The following is a 24,457-nucleotide window of genomic DNA, read 5'->3' as shown; positions in this document are numbered from 1 at the left end:
CAGGCCCCCAACATGACCCACCCCACCCCGCCCACCCTGGCGCAGGCGCCGAGTCCCGCGCCCCAGCCCACGGCCCCCATCGCCCTGCGGCCTTCGCCCTGGCCGGTTTTCTTCACGGCCAGCGTGGCGGTCTTTTTGGTGTCGATCGACTCCACTGTGCTGTTTGCCGCTTTCTCGGCGTTGCTGGCCAGTTTTCCGGCACACGGAGCGGCTGACGCGTCCTGGGTGCTCAACGCCTACACCGTGGTCTACGCGGCCCTGCTGGTGCCGGCTGGCAGCCTGGCCGACAGCCATGGCCGCCGGCGCATGTTCATCGCGGGGGTGTCGCTGTTCCTGCTGGCGTCCCTGGCCTGTGGCCTGGCGCCGTCCTTGCACTGGCTGGTGGCGGCGCGCGTCGTGCAGGCGGTGGGGGCCGCGATGCTGACGCCGGCCTCGCTGTCCTTGGTGCTGGCCGCCTTCCCCAGCGAGAAGCGGGCGGTCGCGGTGAGCCTGTGGGGCGCGGTCGGGGGCTTGGCCGCGGCGATTGGCCCCAGCCTGGGCGCCTGGCTGGTGGACAGCCTGGGATGGCGCTGGGCCTTCTTCATCAACCTGCCGCCAGCGCTGTGGTCAATCTGGCGCGCCACGACGCGCCTGGCCGACAGCCCCCCATCGACGGCCCCGTCGCGCCTCGACCTGCCTGGCCTGGGCCTGCTGATCGGGGGCGTCAGCACCCTCACCTGGGCCGTGGTCCGCAGCGAGTCACAGTGCTGGCACAGCCCACAGGTCTGGACCGGCTTGGCCGCCGGTTTGGCCCTGCTGTGGGGCTTCACCCGCTGGGCCCGCCACGCCCCCCAGCCGGCCTTGGACCTGCGTTTGTTCGACAACCCCAGTTACCGCGCCGTGAACCTGGCGACGCTGACCTTCGGCGTGGCCTTCTCCATGATGTTCTTCGGCTTCTTTTTCTTCATGACGGGCCTCTGGCACTACAGCCTGCCCTTGGCGGGTCTCGCCATCACGCCGGGCCCGTTGATGGTGGTGCCGGTGGCCATGGTGTCGGGGCGGATCGCCGCCAAAGCGGGCCACCGCCCGCTGCTGGTGACGGGCTGCGGCCTGCTGGCACTTGGCGGTCTGTGGCAGGCCCTGGTCCCCGGTGCAGAACCGCAGTACCTGAGCCATTGGCTGCCCAGCCAACTCCTGACCGGCATCGGGGTGGGCATGACCCTGCCCTCGCTGTCGGGCGCCGCCGTGGCCAGCCTGCCGGCCCACCAGTTCGGGGCGGGCAGCGCCGTCAACCAAGCGGTGCGGCAGTTTGGCAGCGTGCTGGGCGTGGCCCTGACCGTGGTGCTGGTGGGCCATGGCTCGATCACCCTCAGCGACTTCCGCCACCTGAGCCTGACCTACGCCGGCCTCTCGGTGCTCACCGCGCTGATCTGCTGGGGCGTCAAAACCCGGCCCCGCCCCGTGGCGGCCTGATGGCCGCCAGGCCCTCTTTTTTCAACCCCCATGTGAACGAGGTTGTCAGATGAGCCACGCAAGCCGCTGTGCCTAGACCCAGGCCCCCAATCAATGGGTGGACGCCCAGGGTCGACGCCTGGCCTACCGATCGGTGGGCGAAGGCAAACCCATCGTGTTGTGCCTGCGCTTTCGCGGCGACATGGATTCGTGGGACCCGGCCTTCATTGACGCCCTGGCCGCGCAGGGCTTTCGCGTCATCACCTTTGACTACACCGGTCTGGGTCTGTCCACCGGCCAACCCAACTACTCGCCGGCGGCGCTGGCCGACGATGCACGCGACCTGATCGTCGCGCTGGACCTCCAGGAGGCCGTGATCGGCGGCTGGTCGCTGGGGGGGCTCTGCGCCCAGGTGTTGGTGGCCAAGTACCCGCAACTGGTGACCCATGCGGTGCTGATCGGCGCGGTGCCCCCCGGGCCCAATGTCAAAGGCGGCGAGGCCTTGTTCAACCAAACCGCGCTCAAACCCGAGAACGACCTCGAGGACGACATCATCCTGTTCTTCGAACCAGCCTCGGCCGCCAGCCGCGAAGCGGCCGCCCGCTCTCATGCCCGGCTGAAGCTGCGCCAGGCAGGGCGCAGCGTGCCCGTGCCCCATGCCTTTGCGGCCACCGCCCTGCCCCCCGAGCCGCGCTCGCCGCTGTTCCCGGCGGACCCGGTGTTGCAGGCCCTGAAGCACACCCAGGTGCCCATCCTGCACCTGGGCGGCGATCACGACATCGTGTTCCCGGTGGAGAACTGGTATGCCCTCAACGGCCAACTGCCGACCCTGCAACTGGTGACCTACGCCCGGGCCGGTCACGGCCCCCAACACCAGTACCCCCAGGCCAGCGCCCGTCACATCGCCGCCTTCGTGCTGGCCCAGGACTGAGCCCGACCGGCCCTGAGGCCTGAGGCCACAGCCTCCTGGGCTGCCCCCATGCACTGGCCCGGGCCCGCCGGTGCGCCCCCCGCCGCCAAGGCCCCCTGGACGCAGCGCAGTGCAGCGCCCGCGCCGCCCCACCTGCAGACACGCGCCCTGTGGGGCCCCACCCGACGGGTCACCGTGGATCACAGAGGGTCATGCACGGGGTCCCCTCCGCAGCCCGCACCGCCCTTGAATTGATATTTTTGCCACCCAACAAGTGATCGCCTGGGATTCAGCACCATCCTTACGCTCAAATTCAGCAAAAGTGCAAGAAACATCTTGAAACATACTTTACGTCAGGGTATAACCTCGGCCATCGGCACCCAACGGACCGGCCCATGCAGGCTTCCCTTGGGGCACCGCCGTCGGGCCCTTTGAAGTCAGCCAGCCCAGTTCGTTTGCCTGCCAGCACGGCGGCCGACGACGAGTCAGCCACAGGCCAAACCACCCACAACAAACACGTCGACGCCCTTGCGCCACGTGAGAAGTGCCCCGTTCATCCATCGACTCGTCTTGTTTTAAATTGACCTACCTGCCCACCTTATTGATCACAGGCGGCACCGGGTTTGTCGGCGGCGCCCTGGCCGCCCGACTGATCCAAACGCCGCGTTGGGACGACTGCTTGTTCCTGGTGCGAGCCCCGCACCGGGAAGATGGCTTGGCCCGCATCGCCCACGTCCTGCGGCGCCACCACGTCTCCGAAGAACTGCTGGACCGGCTGCACCTGGAACAGATCATCTGCGGCGACCTGAACAATGTCGACGACTGGAAAGACGACCCACGCATTGCCTCGATCGAGAAGGTGCTCAGCTCGGCGGCCATCGCGTCGTTCGGCAACCACCCTTCGATCTGGCCGACCAATGTCGACGGCGTGCTGGCCATGGCCCATGCGCTGCATCAGCGTTGCCGGCTGAAGCGGTTTCTGCACATCGGAACAGCGATGGCATGCGGACGCCGTGCGCCCCTGCCGGTCCCTGAAGGCTACGACGCGGGCGAGGACACCGAGCACTTCCTGGAGTACACGGCCAGCAAGCACGAGGTGGAACGCCGTTTGCGCCAAGAACTGCCCGACCTGCCCCTGGTGGTGGCCCGCCCGTCGATCGTGGTCGGCCACACCCACCATGGTTGCGAACCCTCGGGCAGCATCTACTGGGTGTTCCGCATTGCGCGTGCGCTGCAAACCTTCCCCTGTGAACTGGATCAGAAGATCGATGTGATTCCGGTGGACTACTGCGCCGAAGCCTTGGAGCTGCTGCTTGAAAAGCCCCAGCTCCAACACACGGAGTACCACCTGTCTGCCGGCGAAGAGAATTCGTGCAGCTTTGAGGAAATCGACGCGGCCATCGCCCAGGCGGTCGGGCAGCCGCCCATGCGCAGCGTCTACAAAAAGCAATCCTTGGAAGAGATTGCCAAGACGCAGGACCGCTTCAAGGCCCTGCTGGGGCCCTGCAATCGTCGGATTGTGTTGCGTGCCATCCGCACCTATGGCGGTTTTGCATCGATGGGCATGCTGTTCCAGAACCAGCGCCTGCTCGATGAAGGCATGCGCCCGCCACAACGCCTGGCCACCTATGCAGGCCACTGCGAGCGCACCAGTCGAGGCCATCTGATTGCAGAGCAGATGAAGTTCGACTACAAGTGAGGCCCATCAGCGGGAGGGGGCTGTCCTCCGCGTCAGCCAACCACCGCAGCGGACTGAGCGCAGCCGCAACGGCCGCGCCTCCAGCACTCGCCCGCAGTGACAAGGTGCTGGGTGGAAAAGGGGCCACAATGCGGCCCCCAACGTCAGAGCCTGCCGACCTGAGGGCCCCAGCTTGCGCCCTGGGGCCTCAGTTCATCGGCCTCGTCAGCGCCGCCATGTTCACGCTGCGGCGCACCGTGGTGCTGGCCAGCAGGATGCGCAGCGGCGCTGGCTTCACTTGATGAAGCTCAGTTGCTGGTTGATCTTCTCGAGGATGGGCTTTTTCTTCTCGTTGAAGGCCACCTTGTTCTGTTGGATCAGGTTGTTGCCTTGGGTATCGATCGAGATGATCAAAGGCCCAAACTCACGCACCCGGTTGACCCACAAGGTCTCGGGCATACCAAGGTCCTGCCATTGCGCGTCCTCGATCTCTTCGACCTGGGTGGCAGCCAGCACCGCACAGCCCCCCGGGAAGATGGCATGCACCGCCTTGTGTTCCTGGCAGCCCGCAGCGGTTTCGGGGCCCATGCCTCCTTTGCCCACGATCAACTTGACCCCGGTTTGCTTGATGAACTCGCGCTCGAACTTCTCCATGCGCATGCTGGTGGTGGGGCCGATCGAGACCATCTCGAAACTGCCGTCGTCCTTTTTCCGCACGATGGGGCCGGCGTGGAAAATGGCGCCGCCTTCGAGGTTGACGGGCAACTCGCGGCCTTGCTCAATCAAGCGCCGGTGGGCCACATCGCGGCAAGTGACCAAACGGCCAGTGAGGTAGACCACATCGCCCACGCGCAGGTCTTGCAGGTCTTCGCTCTTGAGGGGGGTCGTCAGAATTTTTTTCACAGCACAACTCCTTCGTGGGACAGGATCTCGTAGGACAGGTCGGCATGGACGCGGATCTTTCCGCGACGGTGCGCCCAGCAACCGGTGTTGACGGCGACGCCGATGGTGGAGGGGTGGCGGGCGGAGGATTCGATGTTCACGCCCATCACGCTGTTGTTGCCCGTCAGGCCTTGCGGGCCAATGCCCACTTCGTTGAGCCCCTGCTCCAGCAGCTCCTCCATCAGGGCGGCGCGGGGGTTGCTGCTCTTGGAGTCCACCGGACGCAGGATGGCCAGCTTGGAGAGCCGAGCCGCCGTCTCGACCGAGGTCGACACGCCCACACCGACCAGCAGCGGAGGGCAGGCATTCACGCCACGCTCGGTGATCACGTCCATCACGAACTCCGCCACGCCTTCGTAGCCTTGACCAGGCATCAGCACCTTGGCGGCGCCGGGCAGGGTGCAGCCACCGCCCGCCATGTAGACGTCGATGGTGCAGCTGTCCTTGTCCGGGACGATCCGCCAGTCCAGCCAGGGGATCTGGGTGCCTGTGTTGGTCCCGGTGTTTTTTTCGTCAAAGGTCTCGACCGCGTTGTGGCGCAGCGGCCCCAGCTTGGTGGCCCCCGCCAGCGCCTCGCGCAGGATGTCCTCCAGTTCACCCAACAGGGGAAACTGGGCCCCCGCTTCGATGAAGTACTGAATCACACCGGTGTCCTGGCAACTGGGGCGGTCCAGCTTGTCGGCGGCCTCCTGGTTGCCATGCATCGAGTCATAGACCGACTTGGCCAGTGGATTGGTTTCGAGGGTGCGCAGATCGGCCAATTTGGCTTTCACGTCGCGGGGCAGGCGTTTGCCGATGTAAGCCGTGAACTTGGCCATGGTGTCCGTGAGGGACTGAATGGCAACTTCCTTTTCCATGAAGGTCTCCTGAATGAAGGTGTGGGGGAGGGTTGGGAGAGGGGGGCCGTTGGCTCAGGGGCTGACGGGGCGAACAGAGACCGAGGACCGGGGCTGGCTGCGTGACAGCAGCCAGGTCAAGATGGCAGAGAGCACCAGCAGGGCCGACACGAACCAGAGGCCCCCGGCGAAGCTGCCCGACTGTTCCTTGATCCAGCCGATCACCACGGGGCCCGCAAAGCCGCCCAGGTTGCCAATGGAGTTGATGGTGGCAATGCCCGTCGCGGCGGCCGCCCCCGACAAGAACTGGGTGGGCATGCTCCAAAGCGGAGGCTTGGCGCAGCTGATGCCGATGTTCACCAGGGTCAGGGCAGCCACCAGACCGACCAGGGTGTGGGCCAGCGAAGCGATGACCAAGCCAATGGCTGCGGCCAGGCAGGCCAGGACCACGTGCCAGGTTCGCTCTCCCGTGCGGTCTGAATGACGCGACCACCAGATCATGGCCAGCACCGACAGTGAGGGAGGAATGGTGTTGAGCAAGCCCACCGCCATGGACGAAACCCCCATCTGCTTGATGATTTGAGGCGCCCAGATGCCCAAGGTGTAAAGCCCCGCAGAGGTGCCGAAATACACCAGGGCCAAAGCCAGCACGCGGGGATTGGCCAGGGCTTGGAGGCCACCATGGTCATGCCCCTGGCCCGACTGGCCCGACTGGCCTGCCTGTTCAGACTGCATGGTGCGGACGAGCCAGGCGCGCTCGTCGTCTTTGAGCCAGGTGGCCTGCTCGGGCTTGTCGGTCATGTAGAAGTACACGACCACCCCCAGGATCAGCGCGGGCACCGCCTCGACGATGAACAGCCATTGCCAGCCATGCAAGCCCATCAGCCCGTTCATCTCCAGCAAGGCGGCGGATAGCGGCGAGCCCAGGGCCGTCGAGATCGGGGCGGCCGCCATGAACAAGGCGGTGACGCCAGCCCGATGGCGGGCGGGAAACCAGTAGCTGAGGTACAGAATGATGCCGGGGAAGAAACCCGCCTCGGCCGCCCCCAACAGAAAGCGGATCACATAGAAACTGGTGGTGCCCTGCACGAACGCCATCGCCGCAGAAATGAGGCCCCAGGTCACCATCACGCGGGCAATCCACAAGCGGGCCCCCACCTTGTGAAGAATGATGTTGGAGGGGACTTCGCACAAGAAGTAGCCCCAGAAGAAGATGCCCGCCCCGATGCCCAAGATAGAGGCGGTGAAACCCAGGTCGTCTTTCATCGTCAGGGCGGCAAAGCCAATGTTCACGCGGTCGATGTACGCGATGAAGTACAGCAGCATGATGAATGGCACGATGCGCCATCCGATTCGACGCAGGGTGCGCCGCTCGATCTCTTGTTCCATGATTTGTCTCTCAAGTGCAGTGGCCTGCGGGGTCCCCAGGGGGCCGGGTGCCAGGATGGGGCGACTTTAGTTTGAGTAAACAGATCAATGAATCGACATAAAATTAATTTATAAGTGCAAAAAACTGAATAATGAAAGAAGACACCGAACTGGGTTTCTTTTGCCTGCTGGTCAAGCAGGGCAGCCTGGCTGCGACGGCGCGCGAGTTGAACCTGACCCCACCAGCCGTGTCCAGACGCCTGGCTTTACTGGAGGAGCGCCTGGGTGTGCGCTTGCTGAACCGCACCACCCGGCGCATCAGCCTGACCAGCGAAGGTGAGGTCTACTTCACGCATGCCCAGCGCATCCTGAGCGACATTGACGAGGTGGAGCGACTGGTCTCCAGCAGCCGCGCCGCACCGAAAGGACTGCTGCGCGTGAACGCACCGCTGGGCTTTGGCCGCTCCTATGTGGGCCCCGCGATCGCGGGATTTGCCAAGGCCTACCCCGAAGTCGAGGTGCAGTTGCACCTGACCGACCGGCCAGTGAGCCTGCCCGATGAATCCATCGACATCGCCATCCATTTCGGCGACATGCCGGACTCGCGCCTGGTGGCGCGCAAGGTGGCGGTGAACCGACGCCTGCTGGTCGCCTCGCCCGGTTACCTCCGAGCGTCAGGTACCCCCCACCACCCCCATGACCTGACCCAGCACCAATGCATCGTGCTGCGTCAAAACACCGGTGCCTATGGCCATTGGCGCCTGAGCAAGGGGGAACGCACCGAAACCATCAAGGTCCACGGCAAACTCAGCACCAACGACGGCGAAGTGGCTCTGCGCTGGGCCCTGGAGGGCCATGGCATCCTGATGCGGGCGGAATGGGACGTTGCCAAGTACCTGCGCAGCGGTCGCCTGAAACAGGTCCTGGCGGAGCACGACACCCCAGCAGCCGACATCCATGCAGTTTTCTCGGAACGCCTGAACCTGTCGGCCAAGGTGACTTGCTTCGTGGACTACTTGCGCGATTACCTGGGGCGCCACGTCGATGGCCCGCGTCCCGGCGACCCGGGTTGGTGAACCCAAGGGGACGGTGACGCCCGCGATGCCACCCGAACTGTCTAGCGACGTCACCTCATGTCATGTTGTTTCATGCCACGCCATCAGGCGCCCCGGCGCAAGCCTTGCAGCCAAGGCGCGGATCGCAACGCCCAGCGCATGGCGACCGGGGCCGGCACCCGGCCTGCTTTGGCCATGACGCCGCGGACACGGGACGCGCCCCCCGGGACTGGCACGCCCGCAGGGACGTCGCGCAACGCGGTGGGGCCCTCACGCCAGGGACGGTCAGCGGGCATGGCCAAGGGATCACCTGGCCCATGGCACAGCGGGCCGCGCGCTCAACCCGGCTCAAGGTGACGCCGCACCGCGTCGCACAGCAAATCCGCCATGGTCTGCGCCTGCGGCGACAGCGCACTGTCACGCCGCCGGACAAAGAACAGTTGACGCTGCGCGGCCGGCTCGGTGAGGGCCAGCATCTTGAGCCCGTACCGCTGGGCATCGAACAGGGTGGGCAGCACCGCGAGGTAGCCCTCGTCGGAGACCAAACCCAGCAGGGTTGAGAACTGATCGACCTCCATGGTCCAGGGCAACTCGAGGCCCGCGTTGGCAAGCTCGGCGTCCACCTGGAGCCTGGTGGAACTCATAGGATTGAGGCCGATGACCTTCTGCCCACACAGGTCGCGCCAGGTGACCTGTTTGCGCTTGCCCAGCCAGGGATGCCCTTTGGCGCCGATGACACCAAAGCCATACGTGCCGATCCGCTCGGCCACGAGCGCAGACCCAAACGCCATCTGGGTGGAGATGCCAAACTCCGCATGCCCCTGCTCCACCAGGCTGGTGATCGCTGCCGAGATGCCATCCCGAACCGCGACAAAGACGCCCGGATGGCGCTCGCTGAACGCGGCCAAAGCGGACGGCAAAAGGGTGTAGGCCACCGTGGCGACCGATGCAAAAACCAGCCGACCGGCATCGCCCCTGGCCATGCGCATGGCCTGCGAGAAACACCCGTCCATCTGCGCCAGCAGCGGCGACACCTGCTCATACAACGCGGCCCCGAGCGTGGTGAGCCGCACATGGCGCGTGCTGCGGTGAAACACCGGCCCACCAATGACCGACTCGATGCTGGCAATGCGTCGGCTCAGGGCGGAGGGGCTGATGCACAGCAGGTCGGCGGCTTCCTGAAACTGCCCCGCACGCGTCGCGTAGCAGAAGGCGCGAACATCATCGATGCTGTAATTCATGTGCATAACGCAATTGTGATGCATATTTTTGCGTTTGACGCGAGATTCAGGGCTGCCTAAATTCGGTCCCCATGAAGCCAACAGCCCCCGTTCAACTCAAATCGCTGCGCAGTTTTTTCGTCGGCGGCCAGACCACCCGACTCGAAGGCCTGCCCGTCCAGTACCGCAGCATGGTGCTCAACGGCGCCCCCCGGGAAGTCAATCCGAATGGCGCCCACATGCACGGGCAGATGTACGTGCAGCACTATCAACTCGCCAAGCCCACCCACCCCCTGCCGGTTCTGCTGTGGCACGGCGGGGGCATGACCGGCGCGACCTGGGAAACCACCCCTGACGGGCGGCCCGGTTGGCTCTGGCGATTCCTGGAGGCTGGTTACGACGTCTACGTCAGCGATGCGGTCGAGCGCGGTCGGTCCTCGTTTGCGATGTCGCCCCACATCTTCAAAGAAGCACCGGTTTTTCGCACCCAAGAGGAAGGGTGGAAGACCTTTCGGCTGGGACTCACGTTCGATGATGACCCGGCTGCGCGCCACACGTTTGAGGGGCAACGCTTTCCGACCGCCGCCTTCGATGAGTTCACCAAACAGTGGGTGCCCCGGTGGCCGGACCACGAAGGCTTGATCCTGTCGGCCTACGAGGCGCTGGTCCAACAGATCGGGCCTTGCATCGTGGTGGGGCACAGCCAGGGCGCAGGCTTTGCCACAGAAATTGCACGCAGGCTTGCGCATGTTGTGCGCGGCGTCGTGGCTGTGGAGCCCGGCGGCATGCCCGCTGAGGCCCCCGTGGACGCCTTGCCCCCCCACCTGGTGGTCTGGGGCGACCACATCGCGGCCTCCGGCAGCCATTGGCTGGGCTATCGAGCCCAAGCCGAGCGGTACTTCGCTCAGGCAGCACGGCACACGACCATCACCGTCCTGGATCTGCCGCAAGCCGGCATCCCGGGCAATTCGCACTTCCCGATGATGGACACCAACAGCGACGAGATCTTCCAGCGAGTGGCCCGCTGGACCGGCGCGCATCAGAACTGAGCCCTTCACCAACAGAGACAAGCATGATCACCCATCGCCTTCGCCCCCTGACCCTGGCCCTGGCCGCCACCAGCCTTTTGGCGCTCGCCCATGGAAGCGCTTGCGCGCAGTCCCCCTACCCCAGCCGCCCCATCAAGCTGATTGTTCCGTACGCAGCGGGCGGCACGGTCGACGTGTTTGCGCGCATCGTCACGCCGGGGCTGGAGGCCAAGCTCAAGCAAGCCGTGGTGGTCGACAACGTGCCCGGCGCCGGGGGGACCCTGGGCGTGAACAAGGGCGTCAAGTCAGCGCCGGACGGCTACACCATCGTGATGGGCATCGTGTCAGACGTGGTGCTGGCCCCCCTCACAGAGAGCACCGTGACCTACAGCCACAAGGACCTGGACGCCATCGCCCCGCTGGGCACCAGCGGTCTCGCCATGGTCGCCAAGCCTTCGCTGGGCATCAACTCCTTCGCCTCCCTGATCAGCTACGCCAAGGCCCACCCTGGCAAGCTGAGTTACGGCGCCACCGGGGCCGGCTCCCTGCCGGCACTGGCCATGGAGTCGCTGAAACAACGCGCCAAGGTCGACATCGAGTTCATCCCCTATGCCTCGGCATCGAAGATTGCACTGGACTTGATGGGCGGGCACTTGGACATCGCCTTGTCTGGACTTCCGGCGCTGCTGGAACCCATCAAGTCAGGCAAGATGACCCCTGTCGGCGTGATGAGCAAGGAGCGTGACCTGGGCGCCCCCGAGTTGGGTGCAGCCGGCGAGACCGCCGAACTCGCAGGCATGGACTTTTACTTCTGGACCGGTCTGTTTGCCCCCAAGGGCACGCCGCCCGACATCATCGCCAAACTCAACCAGGCCTTCTCCGATGTGCTGGCCGACGAGAAGGTGCGCACCAAGTTCAAGGACTACGGCGTCAAGATCAGCCCCCCGATGACGCCGGTTCAATTCACCGCCTTTGTGGCGAAGAGCCACAGCGATTGGAGCGCGGTGGTGAAACAAAGCGGCCTCAAGGTGAAATGAGATCCAGGGGGCGGTGGGGGACAAGCCCCGATGCAGCCAGTGCGGGTCAAGGCCCAGATTCGACACCCGCGTTCCCCAGCGCTGGTGCGCAGGTCGTCACGCACCTCCCGTCCCCGTGTTCAAGGCGGAGCCTGAAAGCGGGCACCGCAGGCAGTGGGCTCACGGGGGGGTTGCAGCAGCCCGGCGACATCGAGCCGGACTAGCCTCGCCCCACAACGCTGACAGGCCCCTCAGGGAGGGCCCCCTTCTCTCGCCAAAAAGTCATCCAGCCCATTCACGAAGGCCTGAGGTGCTTCGAGCACAGGCAGGTGTCCCCCCTCAAGCACCGTGTGCTGCGAGTGCGCTATTGCGTTCACCAGCACCTCTTGCAAGCCAGGTGGTGCAGCGACATCTTCAGCACCGGAAACGACCCAGGCAGGCACCTGGATGCGGTGCAACTGTTGCGACCAGTTCACCTGGGCCAGGGCAGCGCAGCAAGCGGCATACCCATGGGCGTCGCATCGCAACAACTGGGACCGCAGCCGGGCCGTGGCTTCGGGCTCGTCCCGCTGAAAGGCTGCGGACACATAGCGCTGCAAAATTTCATCCACGACTGAAGCCATCCCACGTTGCCGCACCTGCTCCGCTCTGGCCAGAAAGGCCGCGGCACTGGCTGACGGGTAAGTGGCGACCGTATTGGAAAGGACGAGGCCACGCACCAACCCAGGGTGCCGAATGGCCAAGCCCTGCGCGATCAGCCCCCCTAAGGACAGCCCGACAAAGACCACCGGCCCCTTCCCCCATTCCCCAATCAGTCTCGCGGCGTCGTCCACCAGGGCCTCCATGGTGATGTCCGCGGTCAAGTCAGACTCACCGTGCCCTCGCAAGTCATACCGCATGACGGCGTACCCACGATCGGCCAGGTGAGCAGCGACGCCCGACCACAGGGTGTGATCCAATCCCAGCGCATGGCAGAGCACCACCGGAATGCCATGCTCCGGACCTTGCAGCACCACCCGGATCTGAGGCGCGCTGAAGGTATGAAAGGAACGCTCGCGCAGCATGGGGGTCAATGGAGACGGTGGCGATGGGCGACGCTCCATGGCCAAGGCTTTTGCTGCAATGCGGAAGCCCGTGTTCGCGGCAGGCACGCCGCAATACACCGAAGCCAGCCGCAGCATGTCCTGCAAGTCGGTTTCGGAGATGCCTGCGCGCCAGGCCGCGTGCACATGCATCTCAAACTCCTCCCACCGGCCAAGGGCCAACGTGGCGGTCATCGCCAGCAGCCGCCGCGTCTCGGTCGCAAGACCCTCTTCACACCAAGCCGCGTGCCATGCGGTGCGGGTGATGAAGTCCTGCCACTGCGCCGTGAAAGCGGTGGCCTCCGATGTCGCACGGTCGACCCATGCGTCGCCCAGGACGTGACGCCGTTGCTTCAGTCCACGCTCGAAATCGTCTAGCCTCATTCAGTTTCCTCAGTCAACAAAGTTGCGCTCGACGCCATCCACAAGGTCTCGATGGCAGGTTCGATGCACTTGGCCATGGAGGTCGCCAATGCCTCCACATCAAAAATTCGGCTCAATGCATCGTTGAGCTGTGGCGGCCAATCTGCGACATCACTCAATGTCTCAAGCAGCACCTCGCGCAGGTGCCGATGCCGGAGGCGACAAGCCTCACACGCATGGGCCATCAGTTGCTTGGCCAATGGCCGTCCAAGGACCTGGGACAGCAACTCTGTGACTGGCTGGGAGAAGATCAGTCCGTTCTGGGATTCAATGTGTTGACGCATTCGCTCAACATCGATGTACAGCCCCTGCGCCGCGCTGGAAAGCGCGGCCAGACTGCCCGCGGCAGACAGCACGAGGTCACCCCACTCGGCCAACTCGACATGCCAGGCACCGAGCGCACGCTCATGCTCCTGAACCATGCCCAACAGCATGCCGCCAGCCCGCAGCGGCGCGCGGGTCGCCGCAGCAACCCCCATCAACGCCGCCACCGGATTACGCTTGTGTGGCATGGCACTGGAAGCCCCTGCGCCGGGCAATCCACCCCAGTGGAGTTCACCGACCTCAGCTTGGCTCATCAATGACCAGTCGCGGGCCAATTTGCCACAGGCGCCACAGAGGATCGCCAACTCGCACCCCAAGCGCACCCATTCGTCACGCTGGGTATGCCAGGCCCCGTCGGGGACAGGCAATCCCAAACGATGCCCCAGGGCCTGGACCAATTCGCGCTCCTGCGCGTTGGCCCAGCCGAACGCCCCCGCCGGCCCGCCGAACTGAAGGACAAGCGCTGGTTGGGCGCGGGCCACGAGCGCGGCCCGGGACCGCTGCAGCGGCTGAAGCCAGTTCAAGACTTTCAACCCGAAGGGCTGCACGGCCGCGGGCTGCATCAGCGTGCGGGACAACATCGGTTGCGCCGCATGAGTGCGTGCCAACAGGAGCAGCGCATGGATCAAGGTGCTGAGATCGCGCTCAATCAATGAGAGGGCATCCCGGGTGGCAAGCACCATGGCCGTATCGATGATGTCCTGGCTCGTGCTGTTCGCATGAACATGCTTGGCGGCCAGCGGATCACGAGCCGCCACGATGTGGGTCAATTGCGCCACGAGCGGAACCACCAAGCTGCCTGAGCGCCTGGCCTCATTGAGCAGTGCCGGCACATCAAAATTGTCAACTCGGCATGCCTCGGCAAGGGCAGTCGCCTGCTGGTGCTCGATGCGGCCACAGTCAAACTGCGCCCAGGTCAATGCCGCCTCGACATCCAGCATGCGCTGCACCATGGCGGAGGTGTCAAACAAAGCGCTGCACTCAGCGCTGGTCAACACGGCATCAAATGGTGTGGACATCATCAAGCCGGACGAGACGACGGGGCCCCCGACTGCAAGCTTTCATAGACACGCTGGATGTCTTGAAGCAAGCGGTGATCGGTGTCGAACCAGTCGCGCAATTCACCCAGCTCCATCTGCGCCTGAGCCTGTTCAGGTGTCAGACCCTGGGCATAGGCACGCTCACTTTCTGACTGGATGATTCGCAAGTAGCGCAACATCTCCTCAAGCGCGGCTCGGTCCGCCACCGGGCCGTGGCCCGGAACAATGACACCGGCTTCAAGCGCCAGCAAACTCTCAACCGCGGCGATCCAACCACTCACGCTGCCCTGGAAAGCGGCGGGACAAACCTGGTTGAAGAACAAATCGCCCGTGAACAACACGCCGTCTTGCGGCAAGTGAACCGCGGCATCACCGTCGGTGTGGGCCAAACCGGGATGAAACACCACCAACTCGCGATCACCCAAATGGATGCTGATTCGATCTTCAAACGTGATGTCTGGAACCACCACGGGAATCTCCTCAAGGTCAGGTGCCAACAGCGGCCGCATGTTCCGCCAACGTTGCACCATGGTGTCGCGACCGGCAACGATGTGCGATCGACATTGGCGATGACAGATCACACGCGCAGGCATGAAGCGATGCGTGCCCAGAACGTGATCAACGTGGTGGTGGGTAATGATCACCAGCCCGACCGGCAAGTCGGTGACGCTTCGAATGGCCTTGATGAAGCCATCGTGCATCGAATTGGTCCCCAGCGTGTCGATGACGACCACATAGTCGGGGCCCACAACAAAGCCCGCGTTGCTGAAGCCCGCATTGCCGTACGGACCGTTCCCCTGGATGTAGGCGTACACGCCCTCGGCAACCCGGTGAAGCCCGATCGGCCATGCCTTGAAATCACGGTCAAAGTTCATTTCTTGATAACCTCTAAAAGTCGCAGTGCATTGCCGCCCAGGATCGCCCGGCGATCGGCCTCGGACAGACCGGCGAGCGCTTCAATGTGCTCTCGCGCGGCTGGATCGCCCATGTCGTAGGGGTAGTCGCTGCCCAGTAAAAGACGCTCTGCGCCGTAGGTGTTCAGCAGGTGGGTCAGTTGCTGCGGGCTGTAGACCAAGGTGTCAAAGTACAGCTTCCGAAGCGACTGACTAGGCGGGTGCGAGAGACATGCTCGGCATTCATGCCGCACTTTCCACGCGTGATCCATGCGCCCTGGGTAGGCCGGCAAGTAGCCTCCGCCGTGGGCCACACACATCTTCAGATCAGGCAGGCGCTCAAACAGCCCCGAGAACACCAATCGACTCACCGCCACCGTGGATTCAAGGGGGTTGCCGATGATGTTGTTCAAGAAATACTGACCCAGTCGTTGCCCCTCGCTGAACCCTGCTGGATGCAGAAAAACAAGGGCACCAAGCGCTTGTGCTTCAGCGAAGAAGTCTTCCAGCCCCAAGGTGTCGAGATCTTTGCCGCCCACATGGGTGCCAATCTCGACCCCCCGCAGGCCCAGTTCTTTGACGGCATGGCGCAAGGCCTCAACAGCCAATTGGGGGTGCTGCAGCGGCACCGTCCCCAAACCCAGGAATCGACCTGAGGGGTGCTGCGCCATCTCTGCCACCGTTTGATTGACGCGAGCCGCCAACTGACGTCCGACCTCGGGCTCCGTGTCATAGTGGTACTGGTTGGGCGCGGGGGACAACACCTGCAGGTCAATGCCTGTTCGATCCATGTCCGCCAGGCGGGCTTCGACCTGGGTCATTTGGACCTGAATGGCCTGGCGCTGTGCGAGTGCGGCCTGACGCGAAGCCGCTGACGCGAACCGCATCGTGCCCGCCTCCCCCGTGACGCCGAGCTGCGCCGCGAGTTGCTCGGTCTGTTGGCACAGCACGTGGCAATGAACATCCACCACCGTGCCGCCAGATCGGGCCAACTGCGGTGAAGGCGTGCCAAGCGATTGCTGCGTTCTAGGAACGCATTGGAAAAGTTCAGCCATGCGCACCGCCCTGCGAAGGAAGAATGTGCCCCGCACAATCACCAAAGCCGATGCTCTGGAATCCAGCTCGCTGGGCTTTTGCGCGCAGGATCACCAGGTCGCCGTCCTCCGCCCAGCACCGGGCCTCACGCCCCACGGGGAATGGCGTGGTCCCACTGCCCCCCAGCTCCTTGAAGCTCCCACCCTCGTTGGGCGCAGGCCCCGAGATCGTGCCCGTCCCAAGCAAATCGCCGCACAGCAGATTGCAGCCGCCACTCGTGTGGTGTGTCAGCATCTGTGCAGGGGTCCAGTAAAGGTGGCGCGTGTGGGACTCAGCGACAACGATCGGTGCTTCGCCCGCCGCCCGACGCTGCTCGGTGTTGATCAGCACCTGCAACCCGATGTGCAATCCACCGTTGGCCTGCTGCGCCTCGCTGCGCAAATGAGGCGGTGGCTGAAGTCCGGGCTCGGAAGCACGCTCATAGGCTCGGCCTCGAAAAGGAGCCAACGCTTCTGGTGAGATGAGCCAAGGTGAGACGCTGGTCGCGAAACTTTTGCCCGTGAAAGGCCCCAGGCGGTCCATTTCCCACGCCATCAAGTCCCGAGCAGACCAATCGTTGATCAAGCAGTAGGCGCCAATGTGGGAGTCGGCATCGTCCAACGCCATGGGATGGCCTAACTCATTGCCTTGCGCAACCCAAATGCCCAATTCCAGTTCGATGTCCAGCTGCTGAGTGGGGCGGTAATCCACCCCGGCAGGGCCTGAGATTTGGCCACGCGGCCGCCTGATGGGCGTTCCGGACACGACCACCGAAGAAGCGCGGCCGTTGTAGGCGATCGGTACTTGGTGGTAATTGGCGGGCAAACTCCCGGCACCCCCACCCCTCATCCGGCGTCCATTCAGGGTGTGGTGGATTCCCGCCTGGAAGTCGGTGAACCCGGCCACGGTCGTCGGCAGCAGCATTTGAACGCTGGTTTGCTCTTGCAGCAATTCACTGGCGTGGCGGCGTGCTCGCCCGTCTTGGATGGAGAGGATCTTGGACAGGCCACGCCGGAGAGCGACCCGTTCAGCCTGAGTCAACCCGAGGGGATTCCTCAAGGCACTGCTGGCAGCCGCCTTGGCCTCTGCCGTCAGAAGATCCAGTTCAATGACCCGATCCAGGTCGAGCACCTGGGCGCCAATGGCGACCCCGATGCGTTGCGCACCGGCGGGCGTTCGGTAGCGCCCCAATGGCAAATTCTGGATCGGAAAATCCGTCGGGCCCTGGGCTGACTCCACCCACGAAGTCAATGCGGGGTCATGTGTCTCGTCGAGGTTCATGCGGGCCTCATCAGTTCAACAGCCACTTCACGCACCAAGGCCAGTTGGTCGGCACCAGGCTCTGGACGCATCTGCCAATTCCCGATCTGAACCGAAGCCTCGACCACCCGCCGACAGCGATCAAACCGGCGTGAGGAATAGTCCTGCAATGCCGACTCCAGCGAACCGGCACCGGCCAGGCATTCGGCCAACACCACGGCATCTTCCAACGCCATGGAAGCCCCCTGAGCCATGTGGGGGGTGGTCGCGTGTGCCGCATCACCGGCCAACACCACCCGCCCCCGGTGCCATGGGGCCGACACCAACTGCGTCTCCAATGGCCGATAGACAATGCCCTCCGGCCCCGGCAGGTGCGAGAGCGCGGCGGGAATCAGCCCGCCAAAATGCTGCAGCCGGTCGCGCAGAAGACTGGGTAACTCAGCCTCCGGCATCCGGGGATTGCCCGCCTCTTCAGACAACAGGAGCAGGTACATGTGCGTCTGCGACACGGGGACCAGGCCCGCCAATCGCGCTTGCCGGCCGTGGTACATCACCGCGCTGTTGACCTCAGTGCTGCGGGGAAGGGTGTAACGCCAACAACCTTGGCCTGTGAACCGCGGCGGCAGCGCCTCAGGAAAACACAGCGCTCGGACATGGGACCGAATGCCATCGGCCCCCACCACCAACGCGTAGCGCCCCTGACGCCCATCGGTGAAACTGACCTCGACCGCATCACGCTCGTGGCGCAGGGCTGCCACGGTGATGCCCAGACGCACCTGCACACCGGCACTCAACGCCGCCTCGCGCAGCAGATCATGCAATGCAGGACGCAAGATGCCGCAGGAGGCGGGCAACCCTTCGTCCATCAGGCTGGGTTTGTGACGGGCCGCTTGCGGTTGACCGTCCTCTTCATGATGCAAGCTCACGGCATAGGGGAAGCCCGCCTGAATGCAGGCGTCCGCAAGACCCAGTTGCCGGAGGGCACGCAAGGCATTCGCTTGCAGGATGATGCCGACCCCATAGACATTCCAGGCGCTGTTCAACTCGACCAGTTCGACATCCCTGCCTGCCCGTCGCAGCGCGATGCCCAAGGCCAAGCCAGCAATCCCGCCACCAACGATCAACACGGGGGCATTGAGGGGGCTCGTCATGCGAACTCCTCTGCCACGCATCGATTGCGAATTTCACCAATACCCGCGATGTGTCCAACGACCTCGTCGCCAGGCTGCAGGAAACGCTTGTAGTGGGTGCCGTTGCCTGCGGGCGAGCCCGTCATGATCAAATCCCCGGGCCACAAGGTGACGCGCGAACTGAGGTACTCAATTTGGCGAGCGATGTCGAAAATCATTTCACCCGTGCTGGCGTCCTGCATCAACTGACCATTGAGGTGCAATTGGATCTGCAGGCTTTGAGGCGAGTGCACCTGCGCTGCAGGCACGATGTGCGGTCCCAGCGGCAGGAATGAAGGGGCTGATTTGCAGGACATCCAATCTGTGCCGATGGTGCGCAAATCATGGCGATACAGGCGATCCCGAGCGCTGATGTCATTGCCCACGGTGTAGCCAGCCACATGGTCCATGGCCTGGTCACGGGACACATGCCGTGTCAGCCGACCGATCACGACGACCAGCTCCAGCTCCCAATCAGGTTTGGCGACCTCGCGTGGCAGAACAATGGGGTCGTTCGGACCGACCACGGCGCTCGGTAGCTTCAAGAACGCGTACGGCAACCCATTCTTGGCCCGCTCATCCATCTTGCGGGCAGAAATGGCGCGACGCTCCTCAGGGGTATCGCCAGCACCGAGACTGTCCGGCTGATCAAATGCCAACTGAAGCACATGCGAGCGGTAATTGGCCCCAGTGCAAAAAATCTGACGCGGTGTGGGGATCGGAGCATGGGCTTTCAGGCCAGCGAGCGGAACAGCCTGTGCGCGCAGCGCAGGGAGGGCGCCAGCCGCCACTTGCTTCACCAGCGCATCCATCACCGCATGGTTGTGATCCCAGTGTTCCAACACACTTTGTGTGGATTCAATGCCGGCAAGGAAACGGCCTTGAACCGCAGCGGCCGCCTGAAATGCTTGCAACGCGATGACTTGATCGTCCATCACGACCGTCGGAAAAGGGGGGCTGCCTGCGATGGAATGGCACCCCAGGGCCCAGGAAACTTGATTCATATTGTGCTCAGTAGTTGTCAGAATCGATGAGTGATGCCAGCGCCGTAGACCGTCTGCCGGGACGAGGACGATGGCCCTTCGAGGAAGAGCGCTGCGGCTTGCTGCGGCCCCGACGCGCGTTGCGTCACGGCACGCACATAGACCTCAGAACGAGGACTGAAGACGTAGGTCGCAATGGCGTGGAGGTTGGTCCACCGCGAATCCGACAAGGTGGAAATGCTGGTCCCCACCCCCCACTTCAGACCCTGCTTGACCGGCGTGTACAGCCCCAGTCGCAAGGCGCGGTAGTGTTCCTTGCGACCATTGGCAACCGACTCCAGCGCCGTGTCGCTGAAATTGCCCAACAAGCGCACGCCGCCAACGTCATGGAAAGCCCCCAGGGCCACGATGGTCTGATCCATCACAACGGACCTCGTCCGATCCTTGCCCATGCTGATACCAAAGAGGCTGTTGACCCCCAGGTCGTTGAAAGGTCGAGCGGTGGTGCCATCCACCTTCAAGACGGTGGCCACGACACGGGTCCCGGGCACCTCATACATCGCATTCAGACCACTGGCGCGACCGGCATTCGCGGCAGCGCCTTGCGAAGTGGCCACCATGGCGCCGAACACCACCCCCCCGAACGCGGGACTTTTGTACTTGATGCTGTTGTCCAGGTAATTGCCAAGCGATCGGTCGTAGTTGCCCGGGACGACCGTCGTGATGGAGTTCTGTCGCGCAGGATCCGTCTGAACATGATCCACCAGCAAGTCATACTGCCGCCCGATCGTGATCGCCCCCCAGTGGTGTCCCGCCAAACCCACGAAGGAACTCCTCACCCCATCCGCCCCCGAGGCAACCGTCACGGAGCGCTCGAATTGGAAGGACGCACGCATCCCATCGCCAAGGTCTTCACGGCCCCGCATGCCCCAGAAAGAGGACTCGTGGCGTGTCGCGATCTGGTTGAACTTGCCCCCCTGTACGTCGGACGTGCTCGAGAAACCCACGTCGAGCACGCCGTAAAGCGAGACGTTGCTGGTTTGTGCGTGAACTTGAGCAGCCCCCAGCAGCAGTGTCGCGACCGCTGACCACAGGTTCGTCCGGTTAAAAACAATGCGCATTTTGTCTCCTGATATTGATTGGTATTTTCAAAACTTGGCTTGCTGACATCGAGGCAAATTCAGACAAGCTTCAGATCTTCGGCATTGGCCAAGCGCACTCGAGGTGCCGGTTCGTTGGGGCGCACTTGAGCCAGCCACCATATATGCCCAAAGGCACGCCCCCAGACACGCGGCTGCCAATGATCGTCAAGGCAATCAGAATCAGTTGAATACTCAGCATCCCCACCACAAGGATTGGGCAGGTAGTAAAAGAACGTAGATGAGATTCGGTGGCGCCCTAAGCCCAAATGGCTATTAACACCTTGACGCGCCATGAAGGCGGCACCTGCCATGATTTCATCGACATTGGCAACACCGTATGAAACATGTCGGAAACCATACTCATCAGCTCGCTGCCAATAGAGATTGTGATGCTGCACATTGCCGGGAGCACGGAGGAAGACGCCCCCTTCCTCTTGTATGTCGCTGATCGAAAAACCCAAGCGCTCGACATAAAAGAGCGCCGCCTCACGCGGCTTGGGAGAGCAGAAAACAATATGCTGCATCTGCTGCGGCCGCGCGCGCTCATACCATGTTCTTAATTTATTCAGCCGCTCAACGCGGCCCGGCGCATTGGTTGGATCCAACTCAGCAGAAATAGGCTTGAGCGAGAACACGCGCAAGCGCACCGACAAGCCGGCATCATCAAGAAATTGACATTCAGCCGTCCCACTGAAACTCAATTCCCGGTCACGAGCGATATCACCGGCCAATTCATAGAGAGAAGCCTCGCTGTCCACCGCCCAGCAAACCTCACGCACTCCGCAGACAGATTCACCATATGCCGGGGGTAAATCACGAGAAGCCAATCCTCGCAACAATACTTGAGAGCCATCAAGCAACTCAAAGTCTGCCCCCGCGTCGTCCTCTCGCACCAAATTCAGACCAAGATCTTTGTGAAACTGAGTACCGCGCTCCAAATCATCGGTAGCGTACGTAATGGAATAAATACCTGTGATCGCCATTGATTAACCCTCAAAGTGGCCCAAGGATAGAAAAATAGTGCCTGCGAGCAAAATCGTTTTGCCGGATAGCTTGGATAAGACTGACCGATACCAGTCTGGCCCCTGAACAAACCCGCTCAGGCCGGTGGGTACTGCGGTTAACATGGCTCATGCATCTGAATCGACTTGACCTCAACTTGGTCGTTGCACTGGACCACCTTCTGACTGAACGAAGCGTCACGCGGGCGGCGGTCTTGATGTCGATCAGTCAACCGGCCATGAGCGGGGCACTCACCCGCCTGCGCGAGCACTTCGACGACGCCCTGTTGCACCGCGCTGGACGCGACATGGCGCTGACGCCGTTTGCCGCGTCCCTGGCACCCAAGGTTCACGACTTGGTGGTGCAGATGAGTGAGCTCGTCAGAAGCCGGCCCCACTTCGATCCATCAACCTCGGATCGCTCTTTCACCGTGGTGGGATCAGACTATGCACACAGCGTGCTGTTGCCCCTGGTGGCACAACAGGTCACGAAGTTGGCCCCCCAAGTCACCCTGCACCACGAGGGTCGTTCCAACGATCACGAGGCCCGTTTCGCGCGTGGTCTCATTGATGCCTTTGTCGTGCCGCGCACCATGATGCTGCCCAACCAGCCCGCCATGGATCTGTTCAAGGACCACTACGTCCTGGTGGCCTGTGCCAGCAACACAGCCGTCCAAGAAGGGGTCACGTTGCAGCAGTACATGGCCATGCGCCACGCTGTTCGCAAGGCCGCAGGTGACTCCGGAGGATCCACGCGGGAAGAGCTGCGACTGATGGAATTGGGGCTCCAGCGCGACGTGGCCCTGACAGTTCCCACCTTTGAATTGCTGGCCAAAGTGATCATTGGTACACCGTTGATAGCGGGTATGCAGCGTCGCCTGGCGGAGGCTGCGGCCCTCGCGCACCCCATCAGAATCCTGCCCCATCCAGTCGACATTCCGCCACTTGAGATGGTGCTCCAGTGGCCCGTCGCTCGGGAGAACGATGCGGGCTTGAACTGGTTGAAAGATATTTTTCGCCTCGCGGTAGCGGATGATCTGTAGTCCGGCGCCCTCCTCCCCGCGCGCGTCCTGATGGGCAATAAGCCTCGCCGATGGCAGCAATCGGACAAAACAATTGCTCTTTTTCAATAGAAATCGATATGGTTCGTCTCCTCAAACCATATTAGGAGACAAACGATGCGATGGATTCGAGCTGGGCTGGCTCTACTGTGCTATGGCGTCCTGGGTGTAGCGCAAGCGGCATTCCCAGAACGCCCTCTGCGACTGATTGTTCCCTTTGCAGCGGGCAGCGGCTTGGACAAACTGGCTCGGGCCACGGGCGAGCGCCTATCGCGAGAAATGGGACAAAGTGTGGTGATCGAAAATGTCAGTGGCGCTGGCGGTAATGTGGGCTTAGACACCGTCATGCGAGCGCCCAAAGATGGCTACACCCTGCTCATGGCGACCACCGGCATCATGGTCATCAATCCACACCTGTATAAACGCCAAAAACGCAATCCACTCACCGACTTGGCTGTTGTGGGACCAGTGCAAACAGCCACCAATGTCTTGGCTGTGCGGGCCGATTTGCCAATCAATAATTTGGCTCAGTTCATTGCCTACGCCAAAGCGAACCCAGGCAAACTGACTTATGGATCCTCTGGCATTGGTAGCTCAAGTCACCTGAGCGCCGTCTTATTGGCTCAAATGGCAGGCATCGAACTGTCCCATGTCCCCTACCGGGGCTCCGCCGCTGCTGCCAGTGACTTCCTGGGTGGGCGCCTCGACTTCATGATGGATGGCGCAGCGCAATACGTCAATCTGGCTCCAGCGGGAAAGTTTCGCATCCTCGGCACCACGAGTAAAAAGCGATTTGAAACGCTGCCTTCATGGACCCCACTTGCTGAATCTGGACTGCCTGGTTTCGATGTTTCTATTTGGTCCGCCATCATGGTGCCAGAAGGCACCCCTGCCCCGGCTTTAAAAACACTGCGCCAAGCCATGGCCAAAATCGTCGCAGAACCCGATTTCCGCACGGCCGTATCGCCAGACCTGCCCTTTCAAATGAGTGCATCTAACTTTGAGGCCTTCTTGATCACCGAGAATGCCAAATGGGAAAAATTGGTACGAGACAGTGGCACCAGTGCCGATGGACACTGAGCCCTCCATCACCACCCCAAACCCCAAACTCCGCTGATCCCCAAAGGCGCTGGAGACTGCTTGAGAACCGCCAAACCGACCCAGCCAATCGAAGTTTGGCGGTTGAGACCAGACGCGAAGCCGCAGGCGGTGCGCACAGACAACGGCCCAGAGTTCACCAGCAGAGCATGCAAGGCCTGGGCTCAGACTCACGGAGTTCGTCACATCCTGATTCAGCCAGGACGCCCGATGCAGAACGGATACATCGAAAGCTTCAATGGCAAGTTCCGCGACGAGCACCTCAACGAGAGCTGGTTTGAGACCTTGTATTGACCCAGCACTTTCTGCACAGGTCAGGCCGCTAACGCATAAGCCTCAGCGGGGGTCTTCATTTTCAGCGCCTGGTGAGGGCGCCGATGGTTGTACCAACTGATCCAGTCCGCAATCACTCGGCTGGCGTGC

General features: G+C 62.8%; 22 protein-coding genes and 1 pseudogene. 9 read left to right on the top strand and 14 right to left on the bottom strand.

Annotated elements, in window-relative coordinates; genetic code table 11:
- Positions 1–12 precede the first annotated feature (12 nt).
- From PSQ40_RS14830 to PSQ40_RS14820, 3 genes are all read left to right on the top strand, one after another.
- Entirely contained in the window at positions 13–1,452 is a 1,440-nt protein-coding gene (locus PSQ40_RS14830; RefSeq protein ID WP_273952432.1) for an MFS transporter, read from the top strand.
- Positions 1,453–1,549: 97 nt separating this feature from the next.
- On the top strand, positions 1,550–2,362 hold the full coding sequence (locus tag PSQ40_RS14825) for an alpha/beta fold hydrolase (RefSeq protein WP_273952430.1): 813 nt from the start codon (positions 1,550–1,552) through the stop codon (positions 2,360–2,362).
- A gap of 559 nt (positions 2,363–2,921) precedes the next feature.
- Entirely contained in the window at positions 2,922–4,040 is a 1,119-nt protein-coding gene (locus PSQ40_RS14820; RefSeq protein WP_273952428.1) for an SDR family oxidoreductase, read from the top strand.
- A gap of 273 nt (positions 4,041–4,313) precedes the next feature.
- On the opposite strand, the gene ttdB is transcribed toward PSQ40_RS14820, so the two are convergent.
- Genes ttdB through PSQ40_RS14805 form a run of 3 tightly spaced genes read right to left on the bottom strand, consistent with a single transcriptional unit; the run spans position 4,314 to position 7,186 of the window.
- Positions 4,314–4,922 (bottom strand): L(+)-tartrate dehydratase subunit beta, encoded by a 609-nt coding sequence (gene ttdB / locus PSQ40_RS14815; RefSeq protein ID WP_273952427.1) that lies wholly within the window; start codon positions 4,920–4,922, stop codon positions 4,314–4,316.
- A complete protein-coding gene (gene ttdA, locus PSQ40_RS14810; protein WP_273952425.1) occupies positions 4,919–5,818 on the bottom strand; it encodes a L(+)-tartrate dehydratase subunit alpha in 900 nt (299 codons plus the stop codon). Before ttdA ends, ttdB begins: the two co-directional genes overlap by 4 nt.
- 54 nt (positions 5,819–5,872) lie before the next feature.
- The gene (locus PSQ40_RS14805; RefSeq protein WP_273952423.1) at positions 5,873–7,186 is read right to left on the bottom strand and encodes an MFS transporter; all 1,314 of its coding nucleotides are present in this window, start codon (positions 7,184–7,186) and stop codon (positions 5,873–5,875) included.
- Positions 7,187–7,317: 131 nt separating this feature from the next.
- Here PSQ40_RS14805 and PSQ40_RS14800 point away from each other — a divergent pair, with 131 nt between their 5' ends.
- Positions 7,318–8,241 (top strand): LysR family transcriptional regulator, encoded by a 924-nt coding sequence (locus PSQ40_RS14800; RefSeq protein ID WP_273952420.1) that lies wholly within the window; start codon positions 7,318–7,320, stop codon positions 8,239–8,241.
- Positions 8,242–8,558: 317 nt separating this feature from the next.
- Here PSQ40_RS14800 and PSQ40_RS14795 read toward each other — a convergent pair whose 3' ends face one another.
- Positions 8,559–9,461: a LysR family transcriptional regulator gene (locus PSQ40_RS14795; protein WP_273952419.1), complete on the bottom strand. Its 903-nt coding sequence runs from the start codon at positions 9,459–9,461 to the stop codon at positions 8,559–8,561.
- A 71-nt stretch (positions 9,462–9,532) separates the two neighbouring features.
- On the opposite strand from PSQ40_RS14795, the gene PSQ40_RS14790 reads away from it, so the two are divergent.
- Positions 9,533–10,489: an alpha/beta hydrolase family protein gene (locus PSQ40_RS14790; RefSeq protein WP_273952417.1), complete on the top strand. Its 957-nt coding sequence runs from the start codon at positions 9,533–9,535 to the stop codon at positions 10,487–10,489.
- A gap of 23 nt (positions 10,490–10,512) precedes the next feature.
- Entirely contained in the window at positions 10,513–11,505 is a 993-nt protein-coding gene (locus PSQ40_RS14785) for a Bug family tripartite tricarboxylate transporter substrate binding protein (protein WP_273952416.1), read from the top strand.
- Between the two features lie 230 nt (positions 11,506–11,735).
- Here the strand turns inward: PSQ40_RS14785 and pcaCD are convergent, their stop codons facing one another.
- The 9 genes from pcaCD to PSQ40_RS14740 all read right to left on the bottom strand — a co-directional run bounded on the left by pcaCD (position 11,736) and on the right by PSQ40_RS14740 (position 21,857).
- A complete protein-coding gene (pcaCD, locus tag PSQ40_RS14780; protein ID WP_273952414.1) occupies positions 11,736–12,950 on the bottom strand; it encodes a bifunctional 4-carboxymuconolactone decarboxylase/3-oxoadipate enol-lactonase PcaCD in 1,215 nt (404 codons plus the stop codon).
- On the bottom strand, positions 12,947–14,266 hold the full coding sequence (locus tag PSQ40_RS14775; RefSeq protein ID WP_273952412.1) for a lyase family protein: 1,320 nt from the start codon (positions 14,264–14,266) through the stop codon (positions 12,947–12,949). Before PSQ40_RS14775 ends, pcaCD begins: the two co-directional genes overlap by 4 nt.
- Positions 14,267–14,334: 68 nt before the next feature.
- Entirely contained in the window at positions 14,335–15,228 is an 894-nt protein-coding gene (locus PSQ40_RS14770) for an MBL fold metallo-hydrolase (protein WP_273952411.1), read from the bottom strand.
- Positions 15,225–16,301: an amidohydrolase family protein gene (locus tag PSQ40_RS14765; protein WP_273952410.1), complete on the bottom strand. Its 1,077-nt coding sequence runs from the start codon at positions 16,299–16,301 to the stop codon at positions 15,225–15,227. The genes PSQ40_RS14770 and PSQ40_RS14765 overlap by 4 nt, the downstream gene beginning before the upstream one ends.
- Positions 16,294–17,601, bottom strand: a complete 1,308-nt coding sequence (fahA, locus tag PSQ40_RS14760) for a fumarylacetoacetase (RefSeq protein WP_273952408.1) — start codon at positions 17,599–17,601, stop codon at positions 16,294–16,296. Before fahA ends, PSQ40_RS14765 begins: the two co-directional genes overlap by 8 nt.
- Entirely contained in the window at positions 17,598–18,731 is a 1,134-nt protein-coding gene (locus PSQ40_RS14755; protein WP_273952407.1) for an FAD-dependent monooxygenase, read from the bottom strand. Before PSQ40_RS14755 ends, fahA begins: the two co-directional genes overlap by 4 nt.
- The gene (locus PSQ40_RS14750) at positions 18,728–19,753 is read right to left on the bottom strand and encodes a fumarylacetoacetate hydrolase family protein (RefSeq protein WP_273952405.1); all 1,026 of its coding nucleotides are present in this window, start codon (positions 19,751–19,753) and stop codon (positions 18,728–18,730) included. The genes PSQ40_RS14755 and PSQ40_RS14750 overlap by 4 nt, the downstream gene beginning before the upstream one ends.
- A gap of 17 nt (positions 19,754–19,770) precedes the next feature.
- Complete coding sequence (locus PSQ40_RS14745; RefSeq protein WP_273952404.1) at positions 19,771–20,853, bottom strand: porin; 1,083 nt, start codon at positions 20,851–20,853, stop codon at positions 19,771–19,773.
- Between the two features lie 59 nt (positions 20,854–20,912).
- Entirely contained in the window at positions 20,913–21,857 is a 945-nt protein-coding gene (locus PSQ40_RS14740; RefSeq protein ID WP_273952403.1) for a VOC family protein, read from the bottom strand.
- 149 nt (positions 21,858–22,006) lie between these two features.
- Here PSQ40_RS14740 and PSQ40_RS14735 point away from each other — a divergent pair, with 149 nt between their 5' ends.
- The 3 genes and pseudogenes from PSQ40_RS14735 to PSQ40_RS14725 all read left to right on the top strand — a co-directional run.
- Positions 22,007–22,918 (top strand): LysR family transcriptional regulator, encoded by a 912-nt coding sequence (locus PSQ40_RS14735; protein WP_273952402.1) that lies wholly within the window; start codon positions 22,007–22,009, stop codon positions 22,916–22,918.
- A gap of 135 nt (positions 22,919–23,053) precedes the next feature.
- Entirely contained in the window at positions 23,054–24,016 is a 963-nt protein-coding gene (locus PSQ40_RS14730) for a Bug family tripartite tricarboxylate transporter substrate binding protein (protein WP_273952400.1), read from the top strand.
- A 117-nt stretch (positions 24,017–24,133) separates the two neighbouring features.
- Positions 24,134–24,322, top strand: a pseudogene (locus PSQ40_RS14725) (integrase core domain-containing protein); the annotation flags it as partial.
- Between the two features lie 26 nt (positions 24,323–24,348).
- Here the strand turns inward: PSQ40_RS14725 and PSQ40_RS14720 are convergent.
- Positions 24,349–24,444: an integrase core domain-containing protein gene (locus PSQ40_RS14720; protein ID WP_273949939.1), complete on the bottom strand. Its 96-nt coding sequence runs from the start codon at positions 24,442–24,444 to the stop codon at positions 24,349–24,351.
- Positions 24,445–24,457: the final 13 nt, after the last annotated feature.

The sequence above is a fragment of the Curvibacter cyanobacteriorum genome (assembly GCF_028649475.1).
Classification (GTDB): Bacteria; Pseudomonadota; Gammaproteobacteria; order Burkholderiales; family Burkholderiaceae_C; genus Curvibacter; species Curvibacter cyanobacteriorum.
Note: the sequence above shows the minus strand (reverse complement) of the source record. Positions and strands in the feature narration are given on the sequence as shown.

Excerpts from the sequence above, each read along its gene's own strand:
- PSQ40_RS14830 (WP_273952432.1), top strand. The coding sequence starts at position 13 with ATGACCCACCCCACCCCGCCCACCCTGGCGCAGGCGCCGAGTCCCGCG.
- ttdA (WP_273952425.1), bottom strand. The coding sequence starts at position 5,818 with ATGGAAAAGGAAGTTGCCATTCAGTCCCTCACGGACACCATGGCCAAG.
- PSQ40_RS14805 (WP_273952423.1), bottom strand. The coding sequence starts at position 7,186 with ATGGAACAAGAGATCGAGCGGCGCACCCTGCGTCGAATCGGATGGCGC.
- PSQ40_RS14800 (WP_273952420.1), top strand. The coding sequence starts at position 7,318 with ATGAAAGAAGACACCGAACTGGGTTTCTTTTGCCTGCTGGTCAAGCAG.
- PSQ40_RS14795 (WP_273952419.1), bottom strand. The coding sequence starts at position 9,461 with ATGAATTACAGCATCGATGATGTTCGCGCCTTCTGCTACGCGACGCGT.
- PSQ40_RS14790 (WP_273952417.1), top strand. The coding sequence starts at position 9,533 with ATGAAGCCAACAGCCCCCGTTCAACTCAAATCGCTGCGCAGTTTTTTC.
- PSQ40_RS14785 (WP_273952416.1), top strand. The coding sequence starts at position 10,513 with ATGATCACCCATCGCCTTCGCCCCCTGACCCTGGCCCTGGCCGCCACC.
- pcaCD (WP_273952414.1), bottom strand. The coding sequence starts at position 12,950 with ATGAGGCTAGACGATTTCGAGCGTGGACTGAAGCAACGGCGTCACGTC.
- PSQ40_RS14775 (WP_273952412.1), bottom strand. The coding sequence starts at position 14,266 with ATGGTGCAGCGCATGCTGGATGTCGAGGCGGCATTGACCTGGGCGCAG.
- PSQ40_RS14770 (WP_273952411.1), bottom strand. The coding sequence starts at position 15,228 with ATGAACTTTGACCGTGATTTCAAGGCATGGCCGATCGGGCTTCACCGG.
- PSQ40_RS14765 (WP_273952410.1), bottom strand. The coding sequence starts at position 16,301 with ATGGCTGAACTTTTCCAATGCGTTCCTAGAACGCAGCAATCGCTTGGC.
- fahA (WP_273952408.1), bottom strand. The coding sequence starts at position 17,601 with ATGAACCTCGACGAGACACATGACCCCGCATTGACTTCGTGGGTGGAG.
- PSQ40_RS14755 (WP_273952407.1), bottom strand. The coding sequence starts at position 18,731 with ATGACGAGCCCCCTCAATGCCCCCGTGTTGATCGTTGGTGGCGGGATT.
- PSQ40_RS14750 (WP_273952405.1), bottom strand. The coding sequence starts at position 19,753 with ATGAATCAAGTTTCCTGGGCCCTGGGGTGCCATTCCATCGCAGGCAGC.
- PSQ40_RS14745 (WP_273952404.1), bottom strand. The coding sequence starts at position 20,853 with ATGCGCATTGTTTTTAACCGGACGAACCTGTGGTCAGCGGTCGCGACA.
- PSQ40_RS14740 (WP_273952403.1), bottom strand. The coding sequence starts at position 21,857 with ATGGCGATCACAGGTATTTATTCCATTACGTACGCTACCGATGATTTG.
- PSQ40_RS14735 (WP_273952402.1), top strand. The coding sequence starts at position 22,007 with ATGCATCTGAATCGACTTGACCTCAACTTGGTCGTTGCACTGGACCAC.
- PSQ40_RS14730 (WP_273952400.1), top strand. The coding sequence starts at position 23,054 with ATGCGATGGATTCGAGCTGGGCTGGCTCTACTGTGCTATGGCGTCCTG.